The sequence below is a fragment of the Nocardia sp. NBC_01388 genome (genome assembly GCF_045040085.1).
Taxonomy (GTDB): Bacteria; Actinomycetota; Actinomycetes; order Mycobacteriales; family Mycobacteriaceae; genus Nocardia.
Window position 1 is genome coordinate 6416628 of record NZ_CP109553.1, and the last position, 18954, is coordinate 6435581.

At 64.7% G+C, this 18954-nt stretch carries 19 protein-coding genes; 7 read left to right on the plus strand and 12 right to left on the minus strand.

Features of this window, described 5'->3' with window-relative positions:
• Positions 1-100: 100 nt before the first annotated feature.
• The 9 genes from OG716_RS30880 to OG716_RS30920 form a co-directional block, all read right to left on the minus strand.
• On the minus strand, positions 101-394 hold the full coding sequence (locus OG716_RS30880) for a hypothetical protein (protein WP_405134019.1): 294 nt from the start codon (positions 392-394) through the stop codon (positions 101-103).
• A 167-nt stretch (positions 395-561) separates the two neighbouring features.
• On the minus strand, positions 562-906 hold the full coding sequence (locus OG716_RS30885) for a hypothetical protein (protein ID WP_405134020.1): 345 nt from the start codon (positions 904-906) through the stop codon (positions 562-564).
• A 35-nt stretch (positions 907-941) separates the two neighbouring features.
• Positions 942-1112 carry a hypothetical protein gene (locus OG716_RS30890; RefSeq protein WP_405134021.1) on the minus strand — a complete coding sequence of 57 codons (171 nt, stop codon included), beginning with the start codon at positions 1110-1112 and terminating at the stop codon, positions 942-944.
• A 101-nt stretch (positions 1113-1213) separates the two neighbouring features.
• Positions 1214-2158 (minus strand): hypothetical protein, encoded by a 945-nt coding sequence (locus OG716_RS30895; RefSeq protein ID WP_405134022.1) that lies wholly within the window; start codon positions 2156-2158, stop codon positions 1214-1216.
• A gap of 56 nt (positions 2159-2214) precedes the next feature.
• Positions 2215-2658, minus strand: a complete 444-nt coding sequence (locus tag OG716_RS30900; RefSeq protein ID WP_405134023.1) for a hypothetical protein — start codon at positions 2656-2658, stop codon at positions 2215-2217.
• Entirely contained in the window at positions 2655-2789 is a 135-nt protein-coding gene (locus OG716_RS30905) for a hypothetical protein (RefSeq protein ID WP_405134024.1), read from the minus strand. The genes OG716_RS30900 and OG716_RS30905 overlap by 4 nt, the downstream gene beginning before the upstream one ends.
• A gap of 148 nt (positions 2790-2937) precedes the next feature.
• Positions 2938-3702 carry a PE-PPE domain-containing protein gene (locus OG716_RS30910; protein ID WP_405134025.1) on the minus strand — a complete coding sequence of 255 codons (765 nt, stop codon included), beginning with the start codon at positions 3700-3702 and terminating at the stop codon, positions 2938-2940.
• A gap of 1061 nt (positions 3703-4763) precedes the next feature.
• On the minus strand, positions 4764-5504 hold the full coding sequence (locus tag OG716_RS30915) for a hypothetical protein (protein WP_405134026.1): 741 nt from the start codon (positions 5502-5504) through the stop codon (positions 4764-4766).
• Positions 5504-5908 carry a hypothetical protein gene (locus OG716_RS30920; protein ID WP_405134027.1) on the minus strand — a complete coding sequence of 135 codons (405 nt, stop codon included), beginning with the start codon at positions 5906-5908 and terminating at the stop codon, positions 5504-5506. Before OG716_RS30920 ends, OG716_RS30915 begins: the two co-directional genes overlap by 1 nt.
• A 119-nt stretch (positions 5909-6027) precedes the next feature.
• Here OG716_RS30920 and OG716_RS30925 point away from each other — a divergent pair, with 119 nt between their 5' ends.
• On the plus strand, positions 6028-6285 hold the full coding sequence (locus tag OG716_RS30925) for a helix-turn-helix transcriptional regulator (RefSeq protein ID WP_366914468.1): 258 nt from the start codon (positions 6028-6030) through the stop codon (positions 6283-6285).
• Here the strand turns inward: OG716_RS30925 and OG716_RS30930 are convergent.
• Positions 6208-6465, minus strand: coding sequence for a hypothetical protein (locus tag OG716_RS30930; RefSeq protein WP_405140292.1), 258 nt, complete (start codon positions 6463-6465; stop codon positions 6208-6210). The two genes, OG716_RS30925 and OG716_RS30930, sit on opposite strands and share 78 nt — an antisense overlap.
• Before the next feature lie 697 nt (positions 6466-7162).
• Positions 7163-8506 carry a SpoIID/LytB domain-containing protein gene (locus tag OG716_RS30935; RefSeq protein WP_405134028.1) on the minus strand — a complete coding sequence of 448 codons (1344 nt, stop codon included), beginning with the start codon at positions 8504-8506 and terminating at the stop codon, positions 7163-7165.
• A gap of 316 nt (positions 8507-8822) precedes the next feature.
• Here OG716_RS30935 and OG716_RS30940 point away from each other — a divergent pair, with 316 nt between their 5' ends.
• Positions 8823-10913, plus strand: coding sequence for an N-acetylmuramoyl-L-alanine amidase (locus OG716_RS30940; RefSeq protein WP_405134029.1), 2091 nt, complete (start codon positions 8823-8825; stop codon positions 10911-10913).
• A gap of 64 nt (positions 10914-10977) precedes the next feature.
• Here the strand turns inward: OG716_RS30940 and OG716_RS30945 are convergent, their stop codons facing one another.
• A complete protein-coding gene (locus tag OG716_RS30945; protein WP_327146340.1) occupies positions 10978-11778 on the minus strand; it encodes an HAD family hydrolase in 801 nt (266 codons plus the stop codon).
• Between the two features lie 233 nt (positions 11779-12011).
• Between OG716_RS30945 and OG716_RS30950 the strand changes: the two genes are divergently transcribed.
• The 5 genes from OG716_RS30950 (at position 12012) to OG716_RS30970 (ending at position 18913) form a co-directional block, all read left to right on the plus strand.
• On the plus strand, positions 12012-12986 hold the full coding sequence (locus OG716_RS30950) for an ABC transporter permease (RefSeq protein WP_405134030.1): 975 nt from the start codon (positions 12012-12014) through the stop codon (positions 12984-12986).
• Positions 12986-13933 (plus strand): ABC transporter permease, encoded by a 948-nt coding sequence (locus OG716_RS30955; protein ID WP_405134031.1) that lies wholly within the window; start codon positions 12986-12988, stop codon positions 13931-13933. The genes OG716_RS30950 and OG716_RS30955 overlap by 1 nt, the downstream gene beginning before the upstream one ends.
• Positions 13930-15795 carry a dipeptide ABC transporter ATP-binding protein gene (locus OG716_RS30960; RefSeq protein ID WP_405134032.1) on the plus strand — a complete coding sequence of 622 codons (1866 nt, stop codon included), beginning with the start codon at positions 13930-13932 and terminating at the stop codon, positions 15793-15795. The genes OG716_RS30955 and OG716_RS30960 overlap by 4 nt, the downstream gene beginning before the upstream one ends.
• Before the next feature lie 43 nt (positions 15796-15838).
• Entirely contained in the window at positions 15839-17521 is a 1683-nt protein-coding gene (locus OG716_RS30965; RefSeq protein ID WP_405134033.1) for an ABC transporter family substrate-binding protein, read from the plus strand.
• Between the two features lie 732 nt (positions 17522-18253).
• Positions 18254-18913, plus strand: a complete 660-nt coding sequence (locus OG716_RS30970; RefSeq protein ID WP_327143061.1) for an XRE family transcriptional regulator — start codon at positions 18254-18256, stop codon at positions 18911-18913.
• Positions 18914-18954: the final 41 nt, after the last annotated feature.

Consider the following 18954-nt stretch of genomic DNA (forward strand, 5'->3'; position numbering starts at 1 on the left):
TACTTCCTACGACGTGCGAATCGTTGATCACATGATCTCTAGGGGTACCGCACCAGCTCCCGGCGGTCTACGTAGACCAATATGACCGATAGGGCTTAGCTCAGCCAACTTGAGGTTTGAAGATGTCGACGATGCTGTTCATGGTGGCTAGGCGGCGTTGCTCGCGGACGACGTCGAGGGCGGTTTGGGGGCGGGGCATGGGTTTTACCTGGGGTGGGTCTGCGCCGGCGGCGGCGATTACGGCGGCTTGGACGCCCTGGAGGCCGTCGATGATCGAGAGGAGGAGGTAGGTGTCGAGGGTGTAGCCCTCGGGGGTGGGTGGCTCTTCGACCTCTTCGGCGGAGTCGTCGGATTCCTCTATGGCTAGCCAGTATTCGGCTAGTTCGAGGTCCATTGCCAGAGCCGTTTTGTAGTGGGATCCGCGGGGGAGGCGGTCTTTGAAGCGCCAGATGGTGAGCCAGTTGCGGGTGCGGGAGTCTATGGGCCCGAAGCAGTCTCGGATGTCGATGCCGCGTTCGAGGAGGTCGTAGTCGAGCGCGGCACCGAACTTGTCCCAGAACTCTACGAGCCCTCGGATCCCCCCGGCAGCTCCATGGCGCCTTCGCCGTAGAAGTGGGCGTACAGATCGTTCTGGAATGCGACCCATTCGTCGATGGGGCGGTCGGCGAACAGGTCGTCTACTGCGTCGTAGGCGTCACCCAGGAGGATTCGTAGCTGTTCTTCTTCGTCGTCGATCTCGGCCAGTAGGCGCGCCTGGCGGCGGGTCAGGGGCTGGATCGCGACGTCGGCGGTCAGGTGGTACGGGCCGCGGCGCTTGGAGGCGAGTTCGCGCTGGATCTCGTAGAAGCGGCCTTCGTCACCGCCGGGCGTCTTGGCGACCATGGATGTTTTGCGGGGTGCTGCCATCAGGGGTTCTCCGGTTTCGCACTGGTGGAACGGATTTACTTGGCGCGCTTGGCGGGCTTGGGCGCGGCGACGGCCGGCTCGGCGTCTTCCTTGACGTGGTGGCCGTGAGCGAACATGGCGTCACCGAATGCCGAGGCGTCGAACACCTGGTACTCGTGGGTGTCGGCGACCATGGTCACCGGGAACTTGGTGGGGATAAAGGACACGGGATAACCCCGCTTTCTCTCCGGATGTGGACAGGGAAAAGGTGTGGCCGCGTGCCGTGACCGGAGACGCACGGCACGCGACCACGTTCGTGGACCGTCGACTAGATGACGTTGATGTTGGCGTTCACCGGAGCCAGCGGGGAGCCACCGGTCGGGGTGTAGACGACACTGATCGTGGCGGCACCCAGGGTCGCGCCTGCGGTGGCGATCACGTAACCGGCCGCGTTGACCGTCAGGCCGGAGCCGCCCGCAGGAGTGAAGCCACAGTTGGCGATCGGCACGATGCCACCGAACTGGTCGGTCACAACCAGCGGCGAGACCGAGGTCGTACCGTGGGTCACGGTCATCGGCGCGATGGTGACGGTGGTGGCGGTGTACTTGAAGCCGGTCGTGGAAAGCAGCTTCTGCCAGCCGATGCCTCCGAAGCCGTGGGCGACCGCATAGCCCAGAGCGTCATCCTTGAATGCGGTCAGCGTCAGCTTCTCCGACATCAGGTTGGTGGGGGTCCACTGCTCACCGCCCCACTTGGTGACCGCGACCTTCGGCATGATCTTGAAGATGTAGGTCGGGTTGGCGTCGGTGCCATCCTTGCCGATCACGACCGCCGAGTAGTAGTTGATCTGCGGGGTCGCGGGCTGCCAGAAGCCGACCTCACCGTTAGCCGAATTCGCCTGCACCGAAGACAGATTGGTGTTGGTGGTCAGCGCCAGGTTCAGCAGGCTGATCTGCTGCGGCTCGAACTCCAGCGAGGTGACATCGCTGGTGATGTCGTCCCGGACCGGCTGCATCTCGCCGTAAGCCTCGATCGGAGCGGCGGTCACGGCGCGAGCGAAGGACACACCCGACTTCTTGTCGATCAGGCCGACGGACTGGTACGCGGCCGGCAGTGGGAGCAGGTTGCCGGTGGCGTCGGTCATGCTGCCCGGAGTCACCGGGGTCGCGGTCGGCCACGGGGCCAGGAATACCGCGGCATCCAGCGGCTTCAGCAGCAGCTGACGCTGGGCGGCCTTCAGCGTGGTCAACGGAGTGGACGAGATGGGAGCCAAGACAATCTCCATTCATGCGCCCGGCGAACCGGGCTGGACAAGGGGTGAAAAGCCGTCTACTGACGGCGGGCGTCGATGGCGAAAGCGAGTTCGACCATCTGGTTCAGCGGGTCGAGGTCCGGGAATTCGCTCGTGCCCCGGCTGCGGCGCAGATTCGGGGCGCTGAAACGTGGTTCGGTAGAGGAGATTTCCTCCACGTAGTCGATCAGCACGCCGTTGACGCGTGTGGAGGCCGGGGCGTTCAGGAAGGCATCGCGAACCTGGATCGCCATGGTCTGCGCCTGCTGCCTGGTGCTGTGGAAAACGACCGCCTGCACGTGCGCCTTGTAAGTGATCGCATTGGCATCGAGCGTGCCGCCCGTGGTGCGAACCCAGATCAAGGGCAGCGTGATCTGGCTCGCCAGAGCGGGCAAGAAATTCACGGTCTGCGCGAAAGGTGTGAGCAGACCGATCATGAACTGCTCGAAGTCCGGGAACTCCCCGGCGTATGGGCTGGTCATGCCGCACCCTCCGGTGCCAGGAGGACCTCGACGGTTGCGGCGAGCACGCCCGTCATCGGTCCCGATGGCTCGGGCTGCGCGGCCTGAGGCTCAGCGGCGGTGGTTGTGGGCGGCGTTGTCGAATCCGTCATGGTGATCTCCGGAAGTAGAGGAGCGGAGGTCGGCTCACAGGCCGAACAGCGGCAGAATGAGCGGCAGCAGATCGCCGAGCAGAGTCAAGATGTCTTGAGCGACTTGAAGCATGGGTGAATCACCTCCTTTCGTAGGGACTGGTGCGGGTCACGGGTGGGCATTGAGGATTGCGGCCAGCCGATCGCAGTACCCCTCCGTGCAGTAGGCACGGTTGTGCTGCCCGCCCTGCAGGTAGCCCGCCATCAGCGCGGCCGCCTGTGACCACAGATTCCAGGTCCGCGCCGGATGCATCCACCACCCGAAACTGTCCGGCTGCCAGCGGTTTCGGCGAAGCCGATCGGTTAGAGCAGCGGTCCAGCCACCGAGTTCGGCGAAGCTGAACGCCGTCACGGTGTCGGCGAGAGTGCGCAGCGGCGAATCCACGGGACAGGAGGTGATGCCGTCATTCGGATTGGCGACCTCCCAAGCCGGGATCTCCCCCGGCCACAGCCCGTGCTGGCCGTTGATACCGAACCCGACCGGGTTCGGATCGATCGAATCACCAGCAACCCGCAGGGGATTGGCGACATTGGCAGCCCAGGCGACTTCGCAGTCTGGGTATTCACCGCGAGCCTTGGCTTCCAAAAAGCGTGTGACCACCTCGGCGCCCAGGCTGTAGCCGAGAAGACCGACCTTGTTGGGAGACCGGTGAATCGCCGCGACCAGAGCGCGCATGCCCTGGTCGATCGATTGCTGTTCCGAGCAGCCGGCCGCCGAATTCTGCGGATTGGCCGGGCCGATGCTGGCGGGATAGTCGACGTCGGGTCCGATCTCGTACTTGGTGGGGTCGAGCCTGCTTGTCACGGACACGAGCAGGTTCTCCGGCGAACCCAGCGGTTCTCCGGTACCGCGGCACGTCAGTACGGTGATCACACAATTGCCTTTCGGGTTGCAGTGACGGCATCGCGGACGCCGGTGGTCCCGCCCCCGGGTTCGAGGGTTCCCGGGGGCGGGACCTGAATACCCCTGCGCAGCAACGGCTTCTGCGACCGCGGACCACCGACGGGAGGCCGGTGCACTAGGGGTGGACATGCGGCAGACGCTCAACCCGCGTGGGAACCGGTGGAGGTTTTCCGGGGGCGTGCCGCATGAGTCGAAGGGACGGTCCCACCCGTACCGAAGGGAACGGAACGGGTGGGACCGTCGAACGCCCCGTCATCCGCCGAGCCTGCAACCGCAGAGCGGGGAACAGGAGCGGGAGACCAGGCGGGCGGGGCGGGACTGTGGCTCGGCAAGAGCCGAAACCTCTTGGGTGACTGTAAGTCCGGGTCTCGTCCCCGATGCGCGAGCATCGGGGACGAGACCGCGGCACCCCTGCGCGGCGACGGCTTCTGCAACCGCGGACCACCTGCGGGAGGCCGGCGCGCTAGGGGGTGGGCATGCGGCAAGCTCTGAGCCCGCTTCGTACCTGCAAGGAGGTTTCGGGGGCGTGCCGCATGGGGTCATAAAAATGCCCCTGACCTGCGAATGAGGTCGGGGCTGGGACGTGCAGTCGTGATGGAAGAAGTTGAAAAGCTTTGCCGAGAGGCTTGTTTCCCTGAAGTTCGGGATGAAGGCGCAACTGTGGCGCTGCACAAATCTTCACTTAAGCGAGCCGGAATGTCAACACTCACTCTGAAGATTCTTGAAACATGCAGGTAGGCAAGCGTTTTCGGTGGTGGCCCTCAACATGCAAGAAGACCGTGCCCACCGATGGGCACGGTCTTCGCTGTTCCACTCTCGCACTTCACACTTCGAGCATCAGTACCTCCGCGAGGAGTCGGGGACGATGTGGCCGGCGTCGGTCAATGCTTCGAAGGCCGACAACTTCCGAGGGCAGTGACTCACAACGCACTCGCGGTGCAGGCGCATGATTTCGTGCGCTTGATCGACCGTCGGTGGAACGGCAGGGGCGCTGTGCCATGCCATTTCGATCAACTCGGACAAGGTGAAATTCATGAGAGTGCGATCGACTGCTCGATGCGGAGCAGCGGCTGCCGGCTTCCCTGCGACATGGATGCCGTCTTTCGTTTACGGATGGGGTGCGCCAGGTGCGCGTCCAGGACCTCGCCGACCACGTACTGTTCCGGCCAACTCATCGCCCATGGTCCGGGGGTGGGACTGATCTTCCCCGCATCACGCAGCACTTGGATTCGGCGAACGGTGACGGTTCGGAACGGTTCACCCAATTCCTTTGCCAACGTGACGATTCCGGACGCATTGAGACGGACACGTCGTGCGGCCTCGATCTGATTCACATCGACCACGATCGGCGCGAGCGGCGGGCAGATAATGAGAAGGGCGGCCTCTATGACGGAGCGGATCTCGGCAGGAGCCGTCTCGACGCCCTCGGTCATGGCCAGTGCGATCAGGTTTCGGTCGAGCCAGCGCGCCAACCCGGCGGTGGACGGGTCGCCCGAGTATTCGAGACCACGCTGTTCGCATACCAGGCGCACCCACGACACCAAGATCGAGTGGAGTCGGTCGCGAACCTTCGCTGCCGCCGGGCTGAACGGAAGCGGCTGATCGCTGGAACGGGCATTGAGGCGGAGGTTCGGATCGCCGAGACGAGTCCGGCACGCGACGGTATCTTCCAAATCCTCAGCCAGACTGGGGATCTCACGAAGTTGCTGCGCGAGATCACGGACCGCGGCATGGTCGAGGTATAGCTGAATGGAATCGTCCTCACGACGCATCAGATGATCCCCCGGTTGCCGGTTCGGACACTCAGCACACACCCGGCAACCTCAAAATCCGGTCGCTCATGGTGGTCGATTTCGATCGCCGGATCGCTGCTGATGATTTCGAGCAGCGCGACCTTCCCCGGTGCACTGTTCTCCCCATGGGGCAACCGAAGATCGATGCAGTCCCGAGTGGGCAGCAGGTCGACGACATCGCGGTTCAACGCGGCAGCGATCCGAATCAGCTCACCGATCTCGAATGAGCTGGTCGCAGCGAGTCTGCCTGCCAATTCGGCCCTGGTCAGCCGTATCTGGGCCGCCAGGTCATCCGAGCAAACGCCGGCCCGTGTCATGGCCGTTTCGACACGGACGGCCGTCCATCTATCTAGATCATCCATACGGAGTACCATATGGTCCATACGGACCTATTGCAACGCTAAACGTACCTTTATCGGATCGTTACCCAGCAAGGCTGGACGCAGTCTCAAGTTCGCATCGATGTTTGCCATAACGCCGTTTGGACTTCACAATGGTCCGCATGGGACTGGAGCACCCGAGTGACGACATTGACCGGGCGATAGGAAACGAGCTCAGGGCCGCACGCGCTCGGTGCGGCCTGACTCGGCAACAGCTCGCCGACACATCAGGTGTGGCGCCGAGCACTATTCAACGATTCGAGAACGGGGAACGCTCCCCCGACATCCGTCAGCTGTTCGCTCTATGCGACGCCCTCAACACCTCGCCGCAAGAGCTCATCGCCCAAGCCATCGAGTTCCTGAAGCGACCGCGGCAGTAGGTCGGACAGCTCCAGCTTCAGCTCCAACGACATTCGCACCAAATCCTGAGCAGTCGACACTCCCCACTTGATTCGCTCCGCAACCTCTGCCCCGAGTCGGCGGCCCACGATCTGCATGGCTTCGTCTTTGAAGATCTGAGCGAACCATGCCGCGAATTCGACGTCATGTCCCGTATGCATCGTAGAAAGTTCCCCTACATCAAGACCCATTGGGTCGCATCAAGGCCCCATTGGGCCGCATACTTTCCCCCTGACCTCAGAGACCACCGGCAAGTCGACGACAATCGCAATGCGACCTCCAACTCCCCCGCCGGACGGCAATCTGCGAGCTTCCCGTCCCACCCTCGGGACAGACACCGTCATCCCATGTTCAATCCACCTGTCCTGCAATGCCCAACGACAAAGGTTGTCGGGCGCCACCGATCGTGGCAATGCCGACGGGCGGAGTATAGCTAGACCATCAGACCTACTGCCCAGTTAGGCTGCTACCCAATCGAATTGAATTGGGCACTCGCCACATCTGTTGACATCTGGCTACTTTCAGGCGATCTGATCGGTTGCCCCACAACCTCCAATACGGAGAACAATCCCCGCGGATTGCAAATCCGTTCTGCCACTTCGCGAATAGACACACTCCGGATGAGACTTGCGCTTATGTGCCACATTCGGACATATCGGACAGTAAGTGGAAGGGTCCACGCCGCCGACGTGGCCCTTCCGCTTCGCACACAATCACGAGACCACTCGGATTCGACTGAAACACGTGACAATTCACACCGCATCCCGCACTCGAGTGGATTGGTATCACCGGGCGCGTATCCAGCCGGAATGAAATTGGCGGCGGCCGATCACCGCGAAGGTGATGAAGTCAGTGACATCAGCGCTGGTTCGAGTAGGGAGCGGTGATGAGAGGCGGCGTGGGGGCGGATGCCGTGCCGGGGGCAGCCGTGCCCGGCTTCGGGGTTGAGCCGGGGGTGGGCGGGGGCTGCTGGGCGGCCTCGCGGAGGATTCGGAGGAGGTCCGGGAGGAGGGGGACGCCGACTTGCGTACGGGGGTTGGGCTTTGCCGGGGCCGGTTTCGCGGGGGCGGCGGGGTCGGAGACGGTGGGCGCGTTGGGGTCTGCGCCTGTGGGGGCCGAGGCCTGGGGGTCGGCGGGGGTCACCGGGTCCGCGGGAGTTGCCGGATCTGCGGGGGTTGCCGGGCTCGCAGGGGTTGCCGGATCTGCGGAGGTAGGGGCGTCAGCGGTGGTGAGGTCTGGGGCCGTGGGGTCGAGAAGGGTTGGGGCGGATTGGAATTCGCTCAGGGCGGGGCCGACTGTCAGGTCGTCGAGGGTGGGGGTGCCGGCGTCGGGGGCGGCGGAGTATTCGGCGCGGAGGATGTGGTTGTCGTGGGTCAGGACCTGGCCGGCGGTGGAGTGGACGGCGGTGGCGGTGCGGTCGTCTTCCTTGTCCGTGCCGGGGTAGGCCTGGCAGTCGGTGGTGTCGCAAGTTTGGGCGTAGGAGTAGCGCTGGTCGGCGAGGGCGTAGGAGCGGGCCGCGATCGCTTGTGCGCGTAGGGCTTCCGCGCCGCCCTGGTTGGCCCAGTCGGGGACCATTTCGGCGGGGACCACGCCGAGGAGGTAGTCCTCGATGTCGACCTCGTTGATGACGCGGGGGGCGTCGCCGTCCAGCGCCACGCCCAGGACGCCGCGGTAGTTGGGGCCCTCGCAGAGTTCCAGGTGTTCGGCGGCGGGGCGGTCGGTGCCGGTTTCCAGGGGGTAGGCGTAGGGGTCGTCGGTGGAGCCCCGCCACAGCACCGCGCCGTCGCAGCCCTGGGTGATGGTGACGTCCGCGCCGGTGGCGGTGGGGGTGAGATGTGCGGCCTGGCCGGGGACGACACGGCGGCCGGCGACATAGAGTCCGGTTTCCGATTCGACGTCGAGGTTCTTGCCGTCCAGTCCCATGAGGCGGACTCGGACCGGCGTGGATCCGATGGCGGCGATACTCGCGCCGGGGTAATAGTGGGCCAGAATCGTTTCGGCGGTCGAACCGCCGACGGCGCGATCGAACGCGCCATTCTGGCTCAGACCGCGCCCGTGACCGGGGCTGGCGGTGAACTCGTACTCATTGTTCGGCCAGGCCCAGATCAGGCCTGCGCCGGTACCGCCGAGGGTGGTGGCGGCGACTGACAAAGCGACGAGACGCTGGCGTCTGCGCCGCTGGCGTAGGTGGCCGTTCGGCATGTCATACCCGTTCTGTCGATAGCCGAAGCTACATTCAAGTTACCCGAAGCTAATCCTCAACCACACGTTCAGGGATTGTGACAGTTGGGACTAGTGTGATCGTTGGTTCGTCGAGAAGCAACCTCGGCACCGGCGATCCGCAACGGTTTAACTGGAATGGGAGCTGCTCGTGCCGTACCGCAGAAGGAAACACTCGTTTGTCCTCCCGGTTGCCACGATCCTGGCGATCACTGCGCCGTTCGGCATTTTGGCGCTCAGCGATCCCCCTGGCGTCCGGAACACCGATGAAAGCAACCTGGCAGCAATACCAGCGGAAATGGCCGAGGTCGCACTCGCCACCGCACCCGATCTGGTGCTGCCGCTCCGGGAGCTGACGGGGCTCAATCTGCCGGATCTGCACCTGTCCGATCTGCGCATGCTGCCGCTGCCCAAGTCGATCCCCATTCCGCAGGGATTGCCGCTGCCGCCGGGTGTTCGACTACCCAGCGAGATCCAGCTGCCGAGACTGGGACAACCGGTCAAACCGGGCTCCCACGTCGGACCCTTCTCCCCCGCACCGGGATACATCGCCGGACCCGGACCCGAGGTCCCAGCGTCTGCGGCGCCTGCCGCTCCGAACAGCGAACCCGCGCCCGCCGATCCCGCCGCACCGAATGCGGAAGTGCCCGCCGCGGCGCCGGAAACCCCCGCGATTCCCGAGATCAAGGCCGATCCCCGCACCCCCGCGCTCGCACCCGATGCGGTGCCCGGTGACCTGGTGGACAAGGTCGGCGCACAGGTCAAGGAACTCACCCGCGACACGCCGTTCAGCATGGTCGCGCTCACCGCGCCGCAGCTGCTCGGCACCACCGCTCTCATCCGGGCCAAGCGCGCCGACGGCGGCTGGGGACCGTGGTATCCGACCGAGCCCGTCGACACGCCGGGCAAGAAGCCGGGTCGCACCGGCACCGAACCGATTTATGTCGGCAATACCAAATCCGTGCAGATCCTGGTGACACGCAAGAATGCCGCGCAGGCGGTGGATGCGCCGAATGCGCCCGCAGCACAGCCGGTTCCCAATGCGCCGGCGCCGGACGCGCAGGTGGTGCCCGCTCGACCGGAGCCCGCGCCATTCACCGATCACTCCGGTGATCCCGCCCAGATCAATCTGGAGAAACTCGCGGCGGTCCTCATCGATCCGGGTCGCGGGGCGGCCGATGAGAATCTCACCCAGGTGGCGGCCGCGCTGCCGGGCGGCGGGCCGAAGGTGATCAGCCGCGCGCAATGGGGTGCGGATGAATCGCTGCGCTGCGAGGAACCGACGTATGACGATGCGGTGAATGCCATTACGGTGCACCACACCGCGGGCCGAAACGATTACACGCCTTCGGAATCCGCGGGCATTGTGCGTTCCATTTACAACTATCACGCAAAGACGCTGGGCTGGTGCGATATCGGCTACAACGCACTCGTCGACAAGTACGGCCAGATCTTCGAGGGTCGTTACGGCGGGCTCGATCGTCCGGTCGAGGGCGCGCATGCGGGCGGATTCAATATCAATACCGCCGGTGTGGCATTCATGGGCGATCACGAGACGGAACCGCCGACCGAGGATGCCATTCAGGCGATGGGCAAATTCATCGGCTGGCGTTCGAAGATCGCGGGGGTGGATCCGGAGGGTTCCACCACCATGTATTCGGAGGGCAGCGATTACACCCGCTATCCCCTCGGCCAGGCGGTGAAACTGCCGAATATCTTCGCGCACCGCGATGTCGGTAATACCACCTGCCCGGGCGATGCCGCCTATGACCTGATGGACCGGCTGCGCTCGATAGCCGAGACGGTCGCGGGGAAGACAAGCGCTCCGGCGACCAAGCCCACCCGCGTCGGGCCGCAGCAGAATGCCGGGAATCCCGCGCCGGGGAACAGCAATCAGGCGGATCTGGCATCGCTCGCGGATCTGACCACCAGGCTGCTGGGCATGCTCGACAAGAGCCCGGTGGCGAAGTACTACGACGCTTCCGGTGGTCCCAACGGCCCACTCGGACAGGCGAAGTCGGAGCCGAAGCCGACTCCGGACGGCGGGCAGTACGCCGAGTTCGTGAACGGCAATCTGTATTCGGCGCCGGACGGCAAGGTCTTCGCGGTGGTCGGCAAGATCCTGGAGCGCTTCCTGCAATTGGGCGCGGGCACAGGCGTTCTGGGGTTGCCGACCACCGGGGAGTACCCGGTTGAGGACGGGGTGCGAACCGACTTCCAGAACGGCTCACTGATTTTCAGTCAGCTGACAGGGCTCGTGACCACGGTGATGAAGAACTTCACAGGTGGTCAGGATCTGCTTCCCGCGCCGATTCCGGCGGTGCTGAATCATGAGCAGCAGGCCGCGCCCATTCCGGCGTCGGGTCCGGAACCCGCTGCGGGGCCGTAGCTTTCAGTGACGGACGAGAAGGCCGGTGCGATGATTCGCACCGGCCTTCTCTGCCATCAGGCTGTTACGACCACCAGCGTTCCAGGACGCGCGCCACGCCGTCCTCGTGATTGGCGGCGGCAACCTCGTCGGCGGCGGCGATCGCTTCCGGATGCGCATTGCCCATGGCCACGCCGTGACCCGCCATCTTGAGCATGGGCACGTCATTCGGCATATCCCCGAAGGCGATCAGCGCGGTGTGCTGCACACCGAGCCGCTGCGCCACGGAGGCCAGCCCCGTCGCCTTGGTGACTCCGGGCGCGGAGAGTTCGATCAGCCCGTTGTCCGTCGAATAGGTGAGATCGGCGCGCCCGGACAGGGCGGGCTCGAGCAGCGCGCGCATATCCCCGCTGGAGGCGCCGGGCAGCCGGATGAGCATCTTGATGGCGGGCGCGGCGATCACCTCGGCCCGCGAGACCTCGGTGTCATCCGGATTCAGCCACGCGTGCTCGTACTCGGGCGAGCTGACGAATTGCGGGGTCGCGGCATCGTGTGCGGTGGCGCCGACGCGTTCCGCGGCCAGCCCGCAGCCCGGGAGCAGGCGCTCGGCCAGATCCGCGGCCCACGAGAGCGTCTCCACATCGAGTGTGCGGCTGGCCAGAATGCGGTCGGTGGCGCTGTCGTAGATGACCGCCCCGTTCCCGCAGACGCACAGCGGCGCGTAGCCGAGTCCGTCGACGACCGGATCGATCCAGCGCGGTGGGCGGCCGGTGGCGAGCACGAACGGCACGCCGTCCGCGATGAGGGCGTCGATCGCGGCTTTGGTGCGCGGGCTCACCTGCTCGCCGTTGTCGATGAGTGTGCCGTCGACATCGGTGGCGACCATCTTTGGTTTGGGCAGGTGGAAGAGAGTCACCTAGTCCATCCTGCCTGAAAGCCGCGCCCGAAATGGCCGCGGTGCACGAATTGCCCGTCATCGGCTGCACCTGTTACCTGCCCGCAGCCATACCCGTTACCCGCCCGATGCCGCCGTTGTAACCCGCCACCCGGTGCGCGCAACGCACAGTTATCCACAGGTATCCCTATGATCTGGGCTAGAACTCGACCCGAGAGGGACTGATGGCCGGTTTTCTACTGCGACGCGCGCTGAACTATGTCGTCTTGCTGGCGCTCGCGTCCTTCCTGACCTTCAGTCTGGCATCACTCACGTTCCATCCGCTGAACAGCCTGGAACAGCGCAATCCGCGGCCGCCGCAGTCGGTGATCGACGCCAAGCGTGCTGAACTGAATCTCGACGCTCCGATCCCGCAGCGCTATCTGCACTGGGTCGGCGGTGTGGTGCACGGCGATTTCGGCAAGACCCTGGCGGGGCAGCCCGTGAGCCAGGAGCTGCCGCGGCGTATCGCCGTCAGTCTGCGCCTGCTGCTCATCGGATCGGTGCTCGGCACCGTACTCGGTGTGCTGATCGGTGCGGCGGGAGCGATCCGGCAGTACAAGTTCAGCGACTACTTCACCAGCACGGTATCGCTGCTGATCCTCAGCGCGCCCGTCTTCCTGCTCGCGACACTGTTGAAATACGGTGCGCTCGAGGTCAATACCCTCACCGGGCAGCAGATCTTCTACTACACCGGTGAGACTTCGGCGACGGCGGTGCACGGGCTGTGGAATCAGATCGTCGATCGCTTCCAGCACATGGTGATCCCGACACTCGGCCTCGTCCTGGGTGCGGCGGCGGGATACAGCCGCTATCAGCGCAATGCGATGCTCGACGTACTGCAGAGCGATTTCATCCGGACCGCGCGGGCGAAGGGCCTCACGCGCAATCGCGCCCTGTACAGGCACGGCCTGCGCACCGCGCTCATTCCGATGGCGACGCTGTTCGCCTACAGCTTCGGCGGTCTCATTACCGGCGCTACCTTCACCGAGAAGATCTTCGGGTGGCACGGCGTCGGTGAGTGGCTGGTCGATTCGATCAATGCGCAGGACCTGTATCCGGTGGTGACCATCACCGCATTCGCCGCGCTGGTGATCCTGCTGTCGGGCCTGCTCTCCGACATCGTGTACGCCATTCTCGACCCCAGGGTGCGTGTCTGATGACCGAAGCCGAGATCATCGTTCAAGGCGTGCCCGACATCGCGGCCGCCGGTCGCCGCAAACTGGTGATGCGGCGCTTTCTGCGCAATAAGGCCGCGGTGATCGGCGCGGTGATCCTGCTGCTCATGCTGATCCTCGCCTTCGCGCTGCCGCCGCTGTTGAAATACGACTACCAGCAACTCGACTACACGGCGCTGCAGAAGCCTCCGAGTGCACGACATCTGTTCGGCACCAATCAGATCGGCCAGGACGTACTCGCCCAGACACTGCACGGCCTGCAGAAGTCGCTGATCATCGGGTTCTGTGTCGCCTTCTTCTCGACCATCATCGCGGCGCTGGCCGGTTCGGTGGCGGGTCTGCTGGGCGGGCGGGCGGATATGGCGATCATGTGGATCGTCGACCTGCTGCTGGTGGTGCCGAGCTTCATTATTGTCGCGCTGTTCGCACCGCGCACCAAGGGCAGCGGATCCATCCTGCTGCTGATCGTGCTGCTGGCCGGATTCAGCTGGATGATCAGTGCGCGGCTGGTGCGCGGTCTGACCCTGAGCCTCCGTGATCGTGAATTCGTCCGGGCGGCAAGGTATATGGGCGCCTCCACCTGGACCGTGATCACCACCCACATCCTTCCCAACATCGCTTCGATTCTGATCATCGACACCACGCTGGCGGTCGGTTCGGCGATCATGGCCGAAACCGGCCTCAGCTACCTGGGATTCGGTGTGCAAGCGCCGGACACCTCACTGGGCACGCTGATCGCCTCGGGGACGCAATCCGCGCTCACCTTTCCGTGGCTGTTCCTCCCCGCCGGCGGGTTCCTGGTCCTGACGGTGCTGTGCGCCAATCTCGTCGGGGACGGTCTGCGGGACGCGTTCGATCCGAGTTCGGCGCGGGCGCGGGCGCGGCGGAAGGATCGCGGCACGGCGGGGATCGGGAAGGTAAAAGCATGACGGACAAGACGGTTCGCACCAGCACGACCACCGCGCCCCTGCTCGAGGTCTCCGATCTGCACGTGAGCTTTCCAGGAGAGGAGGGCCGCATCGATGCCGTGCGCGGGGTGAGTTACACCGTGCAGGACGGTGAGGTGCTGGCCATTGTCGGCGAATCCGGTTCCGGCAAGTCGGTGTCGTCCCTCGCGGTCATGGGACTGCTGCCGGACCAGGCGCGGGTGCGCGGTTCCATTCGCCTGCGCGGGCAGGAATTGCTCGGGATGGGCGACAGGCGGCTGTCGACCCTGCGCGGCAGCAAGATCTCCATGGTGTTCCAGGACCCGCTGTCGGCGCTGACGCCGGTCTATCGAGTGGGCGATCAGATCGCCGAAGCGCTACTGGCACACCGGAAGATGAGCAAGCACGAGGCCGCGGCACGGGCGGTGGAGCTGCTGGATCTGGTGGGCATTCCGGATCCAGCGGTGCGCGCCAAGGCTTTTCCGCACGAATTCTCCGGCGGTATGCGACAGCGTGTGGTCATCGCCATGGCCATTGCCAATGATCCCGAACTCATCATCTGTGATGAGCCCACCACCGCACTGGATGTGACGGTACAGGCGCAGATCCTGAATCTGCTGCGCAAGGCGCGCGATATCACCGGCGCGGGCGTCATCATGATCACCCACGACATGGGGATCGCGGCCACGCTCGCCGATCGCATTGCCGTCATGTACGCCGGGCGAGTTGTCGAAACTGCGCGTGCCGCAGAGCTTTTCCATGCACCGCGGATGCCGTACACGGTCGGGCTGCTGGGTTCCATTCCGCGTCTGGACGGTCCGGCGCGAGCTCCACTGGTGCCGATTGTCGGCGCACCTCCGGCCATGCACGCCTTGCCGCCGGGCTGCACCTTCGCGCCGCGCTGCCCGATCGCCATCGAGGATTGCCATGCGGCGGAACCACCGCTGCAGGACACCGAGCCCGGGCATCGGGCCGCGTGCATTCGCACCGCGGAGGTAGGCAGCGCGGAGCTTTTCGCCGCCTATCGGCGCGAAGTGTCCCCGCCGGAAGTGGTCGTGGAGTCCGATACCCGTGTGGTACTGCGGGTTTCAGATCTGAAGAAGACCTTCCCGATCACCTCCGGGGTGGTGTTCCGGCGCCGCACCGGCGAGGTGAAGGCGGTGGACGGGGTCAGCTTCGAGGTGCGGGCAGGTCGCACACTGGCCCTCGTCGGCGAGTCCGGCTCCGGGAAATCGACAACGCTGACCCAGATCATGGACCTGGTGGCACCGGAGAGCGGAAGCATCGAGGTGCTCGGCAGCGATGTCGCGACCCTCACCCGCGACCGGCGCCGGGAGATCCGGCGCAAACTGCAGATCGTCTTCCAGGATCCGTCCGCATCCCTGGACCCACGGCTCCCGGTCTTCGACGCGGTATCGCAACCGCTGCGTATCGACGGCCGACCGCGCGACGAAATCCAGCGTCGCGTCAAGGAATTGCTGAATCTGGTGGGCCTGCGACCCGAGCACGCCGACCGCTATCCGGCCGATTTCTCCGGCGGGCAGAAGCAGCGCATCAATATCGCGCGGGCGCTCGCACTGGATCCGGAGATTCTGGTGCTGGACGAACCGGTCTCCTCGCTGGATGTGTCGATTCAAGCCGGTGTGCTGAATCTGCTGCGCAATCTCCAGGCCGAGCGCGGGCTCTCGTACCTGTTCGTGTCCCACGATCTGTCGGTTGTCCGCAACCTCGCGCACGACATAGCGGTCATGTATCAGGGGAAGCTCGTCGAATACGGCTCTGCGGAGCAGGTTTTCGAGAACCCTCGGCACGAGTACACCCGTGCGCTCATCGATGCCGTTCCCGTGCCGATCGTCACGGGATAGGAAGAATTGTGTTTCAGCAATACTCCGACGAAAGGAGCAGCCGGTGAGGATTCGCTCGATTGGCATACGTCTCGCGGCCCCACTGGTGGCCGTGGCATTGGTGGCGACCGGCTGTGGTGGTGGTGACGACAACTCCGCCGCGGTCTCGGCCGACCTGGGCGCGACCAGCGATATCAACCCACACGATGTCGCCGACCTGAAGGACGGCGGCAACCTGCGGCTCGCCATCTCCGCGTTCCCGTCGAACTGGAACACGCTGAGCGTCGACGGAAATGATGCCGAGATCATGGGCGTGGAACGGTCGATAATGCCGCGCGCTTTCAATTCCGATGCGGCGGGCAATCTTTCGGTGGATACCGACTATTTCACCAATGTAGAGCTGACCAATGAGAACCCGCAGCAGGTCACCTACACCATCAATCCCAAGGCCGTGTGGTCCGATGGCTCGCCGATCACCTGGGAGGACATCAGTTCCCAGGCCCAGGCGCTCAGCGGCCGCGACAAGGGCTTCCTGATCGCCAACAATCAGGGGTTCGACCGGGTCGAGAAGGTCGAGCGCGGCGCCGACGACCGGCAGGCGGTCCTGACGTTCTCCAAGCACTTCGGTGAGTGGAAGGGCCAGTTCGCGGGCAATAGCGTCCTGTTCCCGAAGTCGGTGACGGGCACGCCGGACGCCTTCAACAAGAGCCTCGTGAACGCCATCTCCCTCACCTCCGGACCGTTCACCGTGCAGTCGACGGACCGCGGACAAGGCCGAATCGTGCTGGGCCACAATCCGAAATGGTGGGGCCCGACTCCAAAACTGGACACCATCACCTTCAGCATCCTCGACAGCAAGGCCTGGGTTCCGGCCCTGCAGAACAATGAACTCGACGTCGCCGGCCTGGGCACCCGCGACGATATCAAGACCGCGCAGAGCACGGCGGGCGTCACCATCCGGCGCTCGAACAGCACCCAGTGGTCGCATCTCACCTTCAATGGCGCGCCCGGTTCCATCCTGGCCGACCCGAACCTGCGGGTGGCCATCGGCAAGGCCATCGACCGGCAGGGCATTGCGACGGCCATGCAGAACGGCGTCGTCACCGATCCCAAGCCGCTGAACAATCACATCTACCTGAAAAACCAGAAGGGCTATCAGGACAACTCACTCGGTTTCGATCCCGACGCCGCAGCAAAGGAATTGGACGCGATCGGCTGGAAGGTCCCGGCCGGCGGCGGCACCCGCGAGAAGGACGGCCGCAAGCTGGAGATCCGCGATGTCATGTACAACGACCCCACCTGGGTGCAGATCGCGCAGATCATCCAGCAGAACCTCGATCGGATCGGAGTGAAGCTCACCATCGACACCAAGCCGGGCCAGGATTTCTTCCCCAAGGTCATCAAGCCCGGCGATTTCGATGTGGCCCAGTGGAGTTGGGTCGGCGATCTGTTCCCGATCGGCAGCATCGACCAGATCTGGGGCTACCACCCCGATGACGTGCAGGGCAACTACGGCCGTATCGGCTCCCCGGAGCTCAACGACCTCATCGAGCAGACCGTCTCCGAACTCGACCCGCAGAAGGCCATCGATCTGGCCAATCAGGTCGACAAGAAGATCTTCGAGGAGGGCCACTCCCTGCCGCTCATGCAGACGCCCGCCAATATCGGCATCCGCGCCGATATCGCGAACTACGGCGCGGCCGGTCTGGCGACCATCGACTACACGAAAATCGGCTTCTTGAAGTGACCCCTCGGACAGGTCATCCCCTGACCTATCCGGCAGTCGTGACGATCGGCGCCCTGGCGATTTGCCTCGCTTGGGCGCCGTTCGGCGATCCGGAGCAGGTGGCGATGCTCGGGACGGTGGCGTTGATCATCCTGGGGTACAGCGCATTTCAGTTTGCGGGGGCGCTCGGGTATCTGCCTGTGGGGTTGCCCAAGTCCGGGAATGCCTGTCGGGATGTGGGGGTCCGCAGGGTGCGGCAGCAGCATCGGCTGGTCAGTCGGTCGTGGTTGGAGTTCACTACCGGGGGGCGGACTCGGTGGTTGCCGGTGTATTTCGATGGTTCGCTGGTGGGGTTGCCACAGTCGAATGCGGAATTGGCTGGGCGGACGGTGACTGTCGCGGGGGTGCGGGTGTTTCCTTCGGGGCGGTTGCGGAGTAGTGAGCCGGTGGGACGGCTTATCGATAATCCGAGTCGGCCGGATGAGGGGGCGGCAGAGATTGCGGTGAAGGTGTCGCGGGTCGGGCGGCGGGTGCTGTTGGATGCGCAGTCCGCGGTGGCGGGGCCGGTTGCGGGGTTGCTCTGGGTTTATGTGGCGGGGGGCGGGCTTGCGGCGTTTGCCGGGGCGACTGTGGTCGCTGCCGCTGCGGCGGTGTGGCTGGCGGCTGTTCGGGGGTCCGACCCCAGTTGAGCGGGGGCGATTCGGGTGCGGTAGTCATCGTCAACTGGTAGGAAACTCGGGATAGGATCGGCGTATGACAGGCCGCGTTGAACACCGTGACAACGGGGATCCCGCCCCGGTGCAGCGGGAGATTTCCGCTGATACGCCTACGGGGGTGGATCTCGAGCGGATCATCGGGAAACAGGTGCGGGCGCTGCGGTTGGCCAGCGGGTTGTCGGTGGGGGATATGGCGGCCAAGGTGGGGATATCCAAGGCCATGCTCTCGAAGATCGAGAATGCGCAGACCTCGTGCAGCCTCTCGACTTTGGCGCGGCTGGCTTCGGGGTTGGATGTGCCGGTGACCTCACTGTTCCGAGGGGCGGATACCGCGCGAGAGGCGGTGTTCACCCCCGCTGGGAACGGTGCGCGGATCGTCGGGCGCGGTACACGGGTGGGGCATCATTACGAATTGCTCGGCGCACTGCGGGGACAGCACAAGCGGCTGGAGCCGGTGCTCGTCACGCTCACCGAGGCCAGTGAGACATTTCCGCTGTTCCAGCATGCGGGGACGGAACTGCTCTACATGCTCGAAGGAGTCATGGTCTACGGGCACGGTGATTCCGAGTACACGCTCCGGCCCGGCGATGCGCTGCTGCTGGACGGGGAAGGGCCGCACGGGCCGAATGATCTCGTGCGACTGCCCATTCGATTCCTGGCTATCACCGCGTACCCGGACAATCACAGCGAGGAGTAGCTCCCGGCCTGAGCGGTCAAAGACCGCGGCAGGGCGGCAAT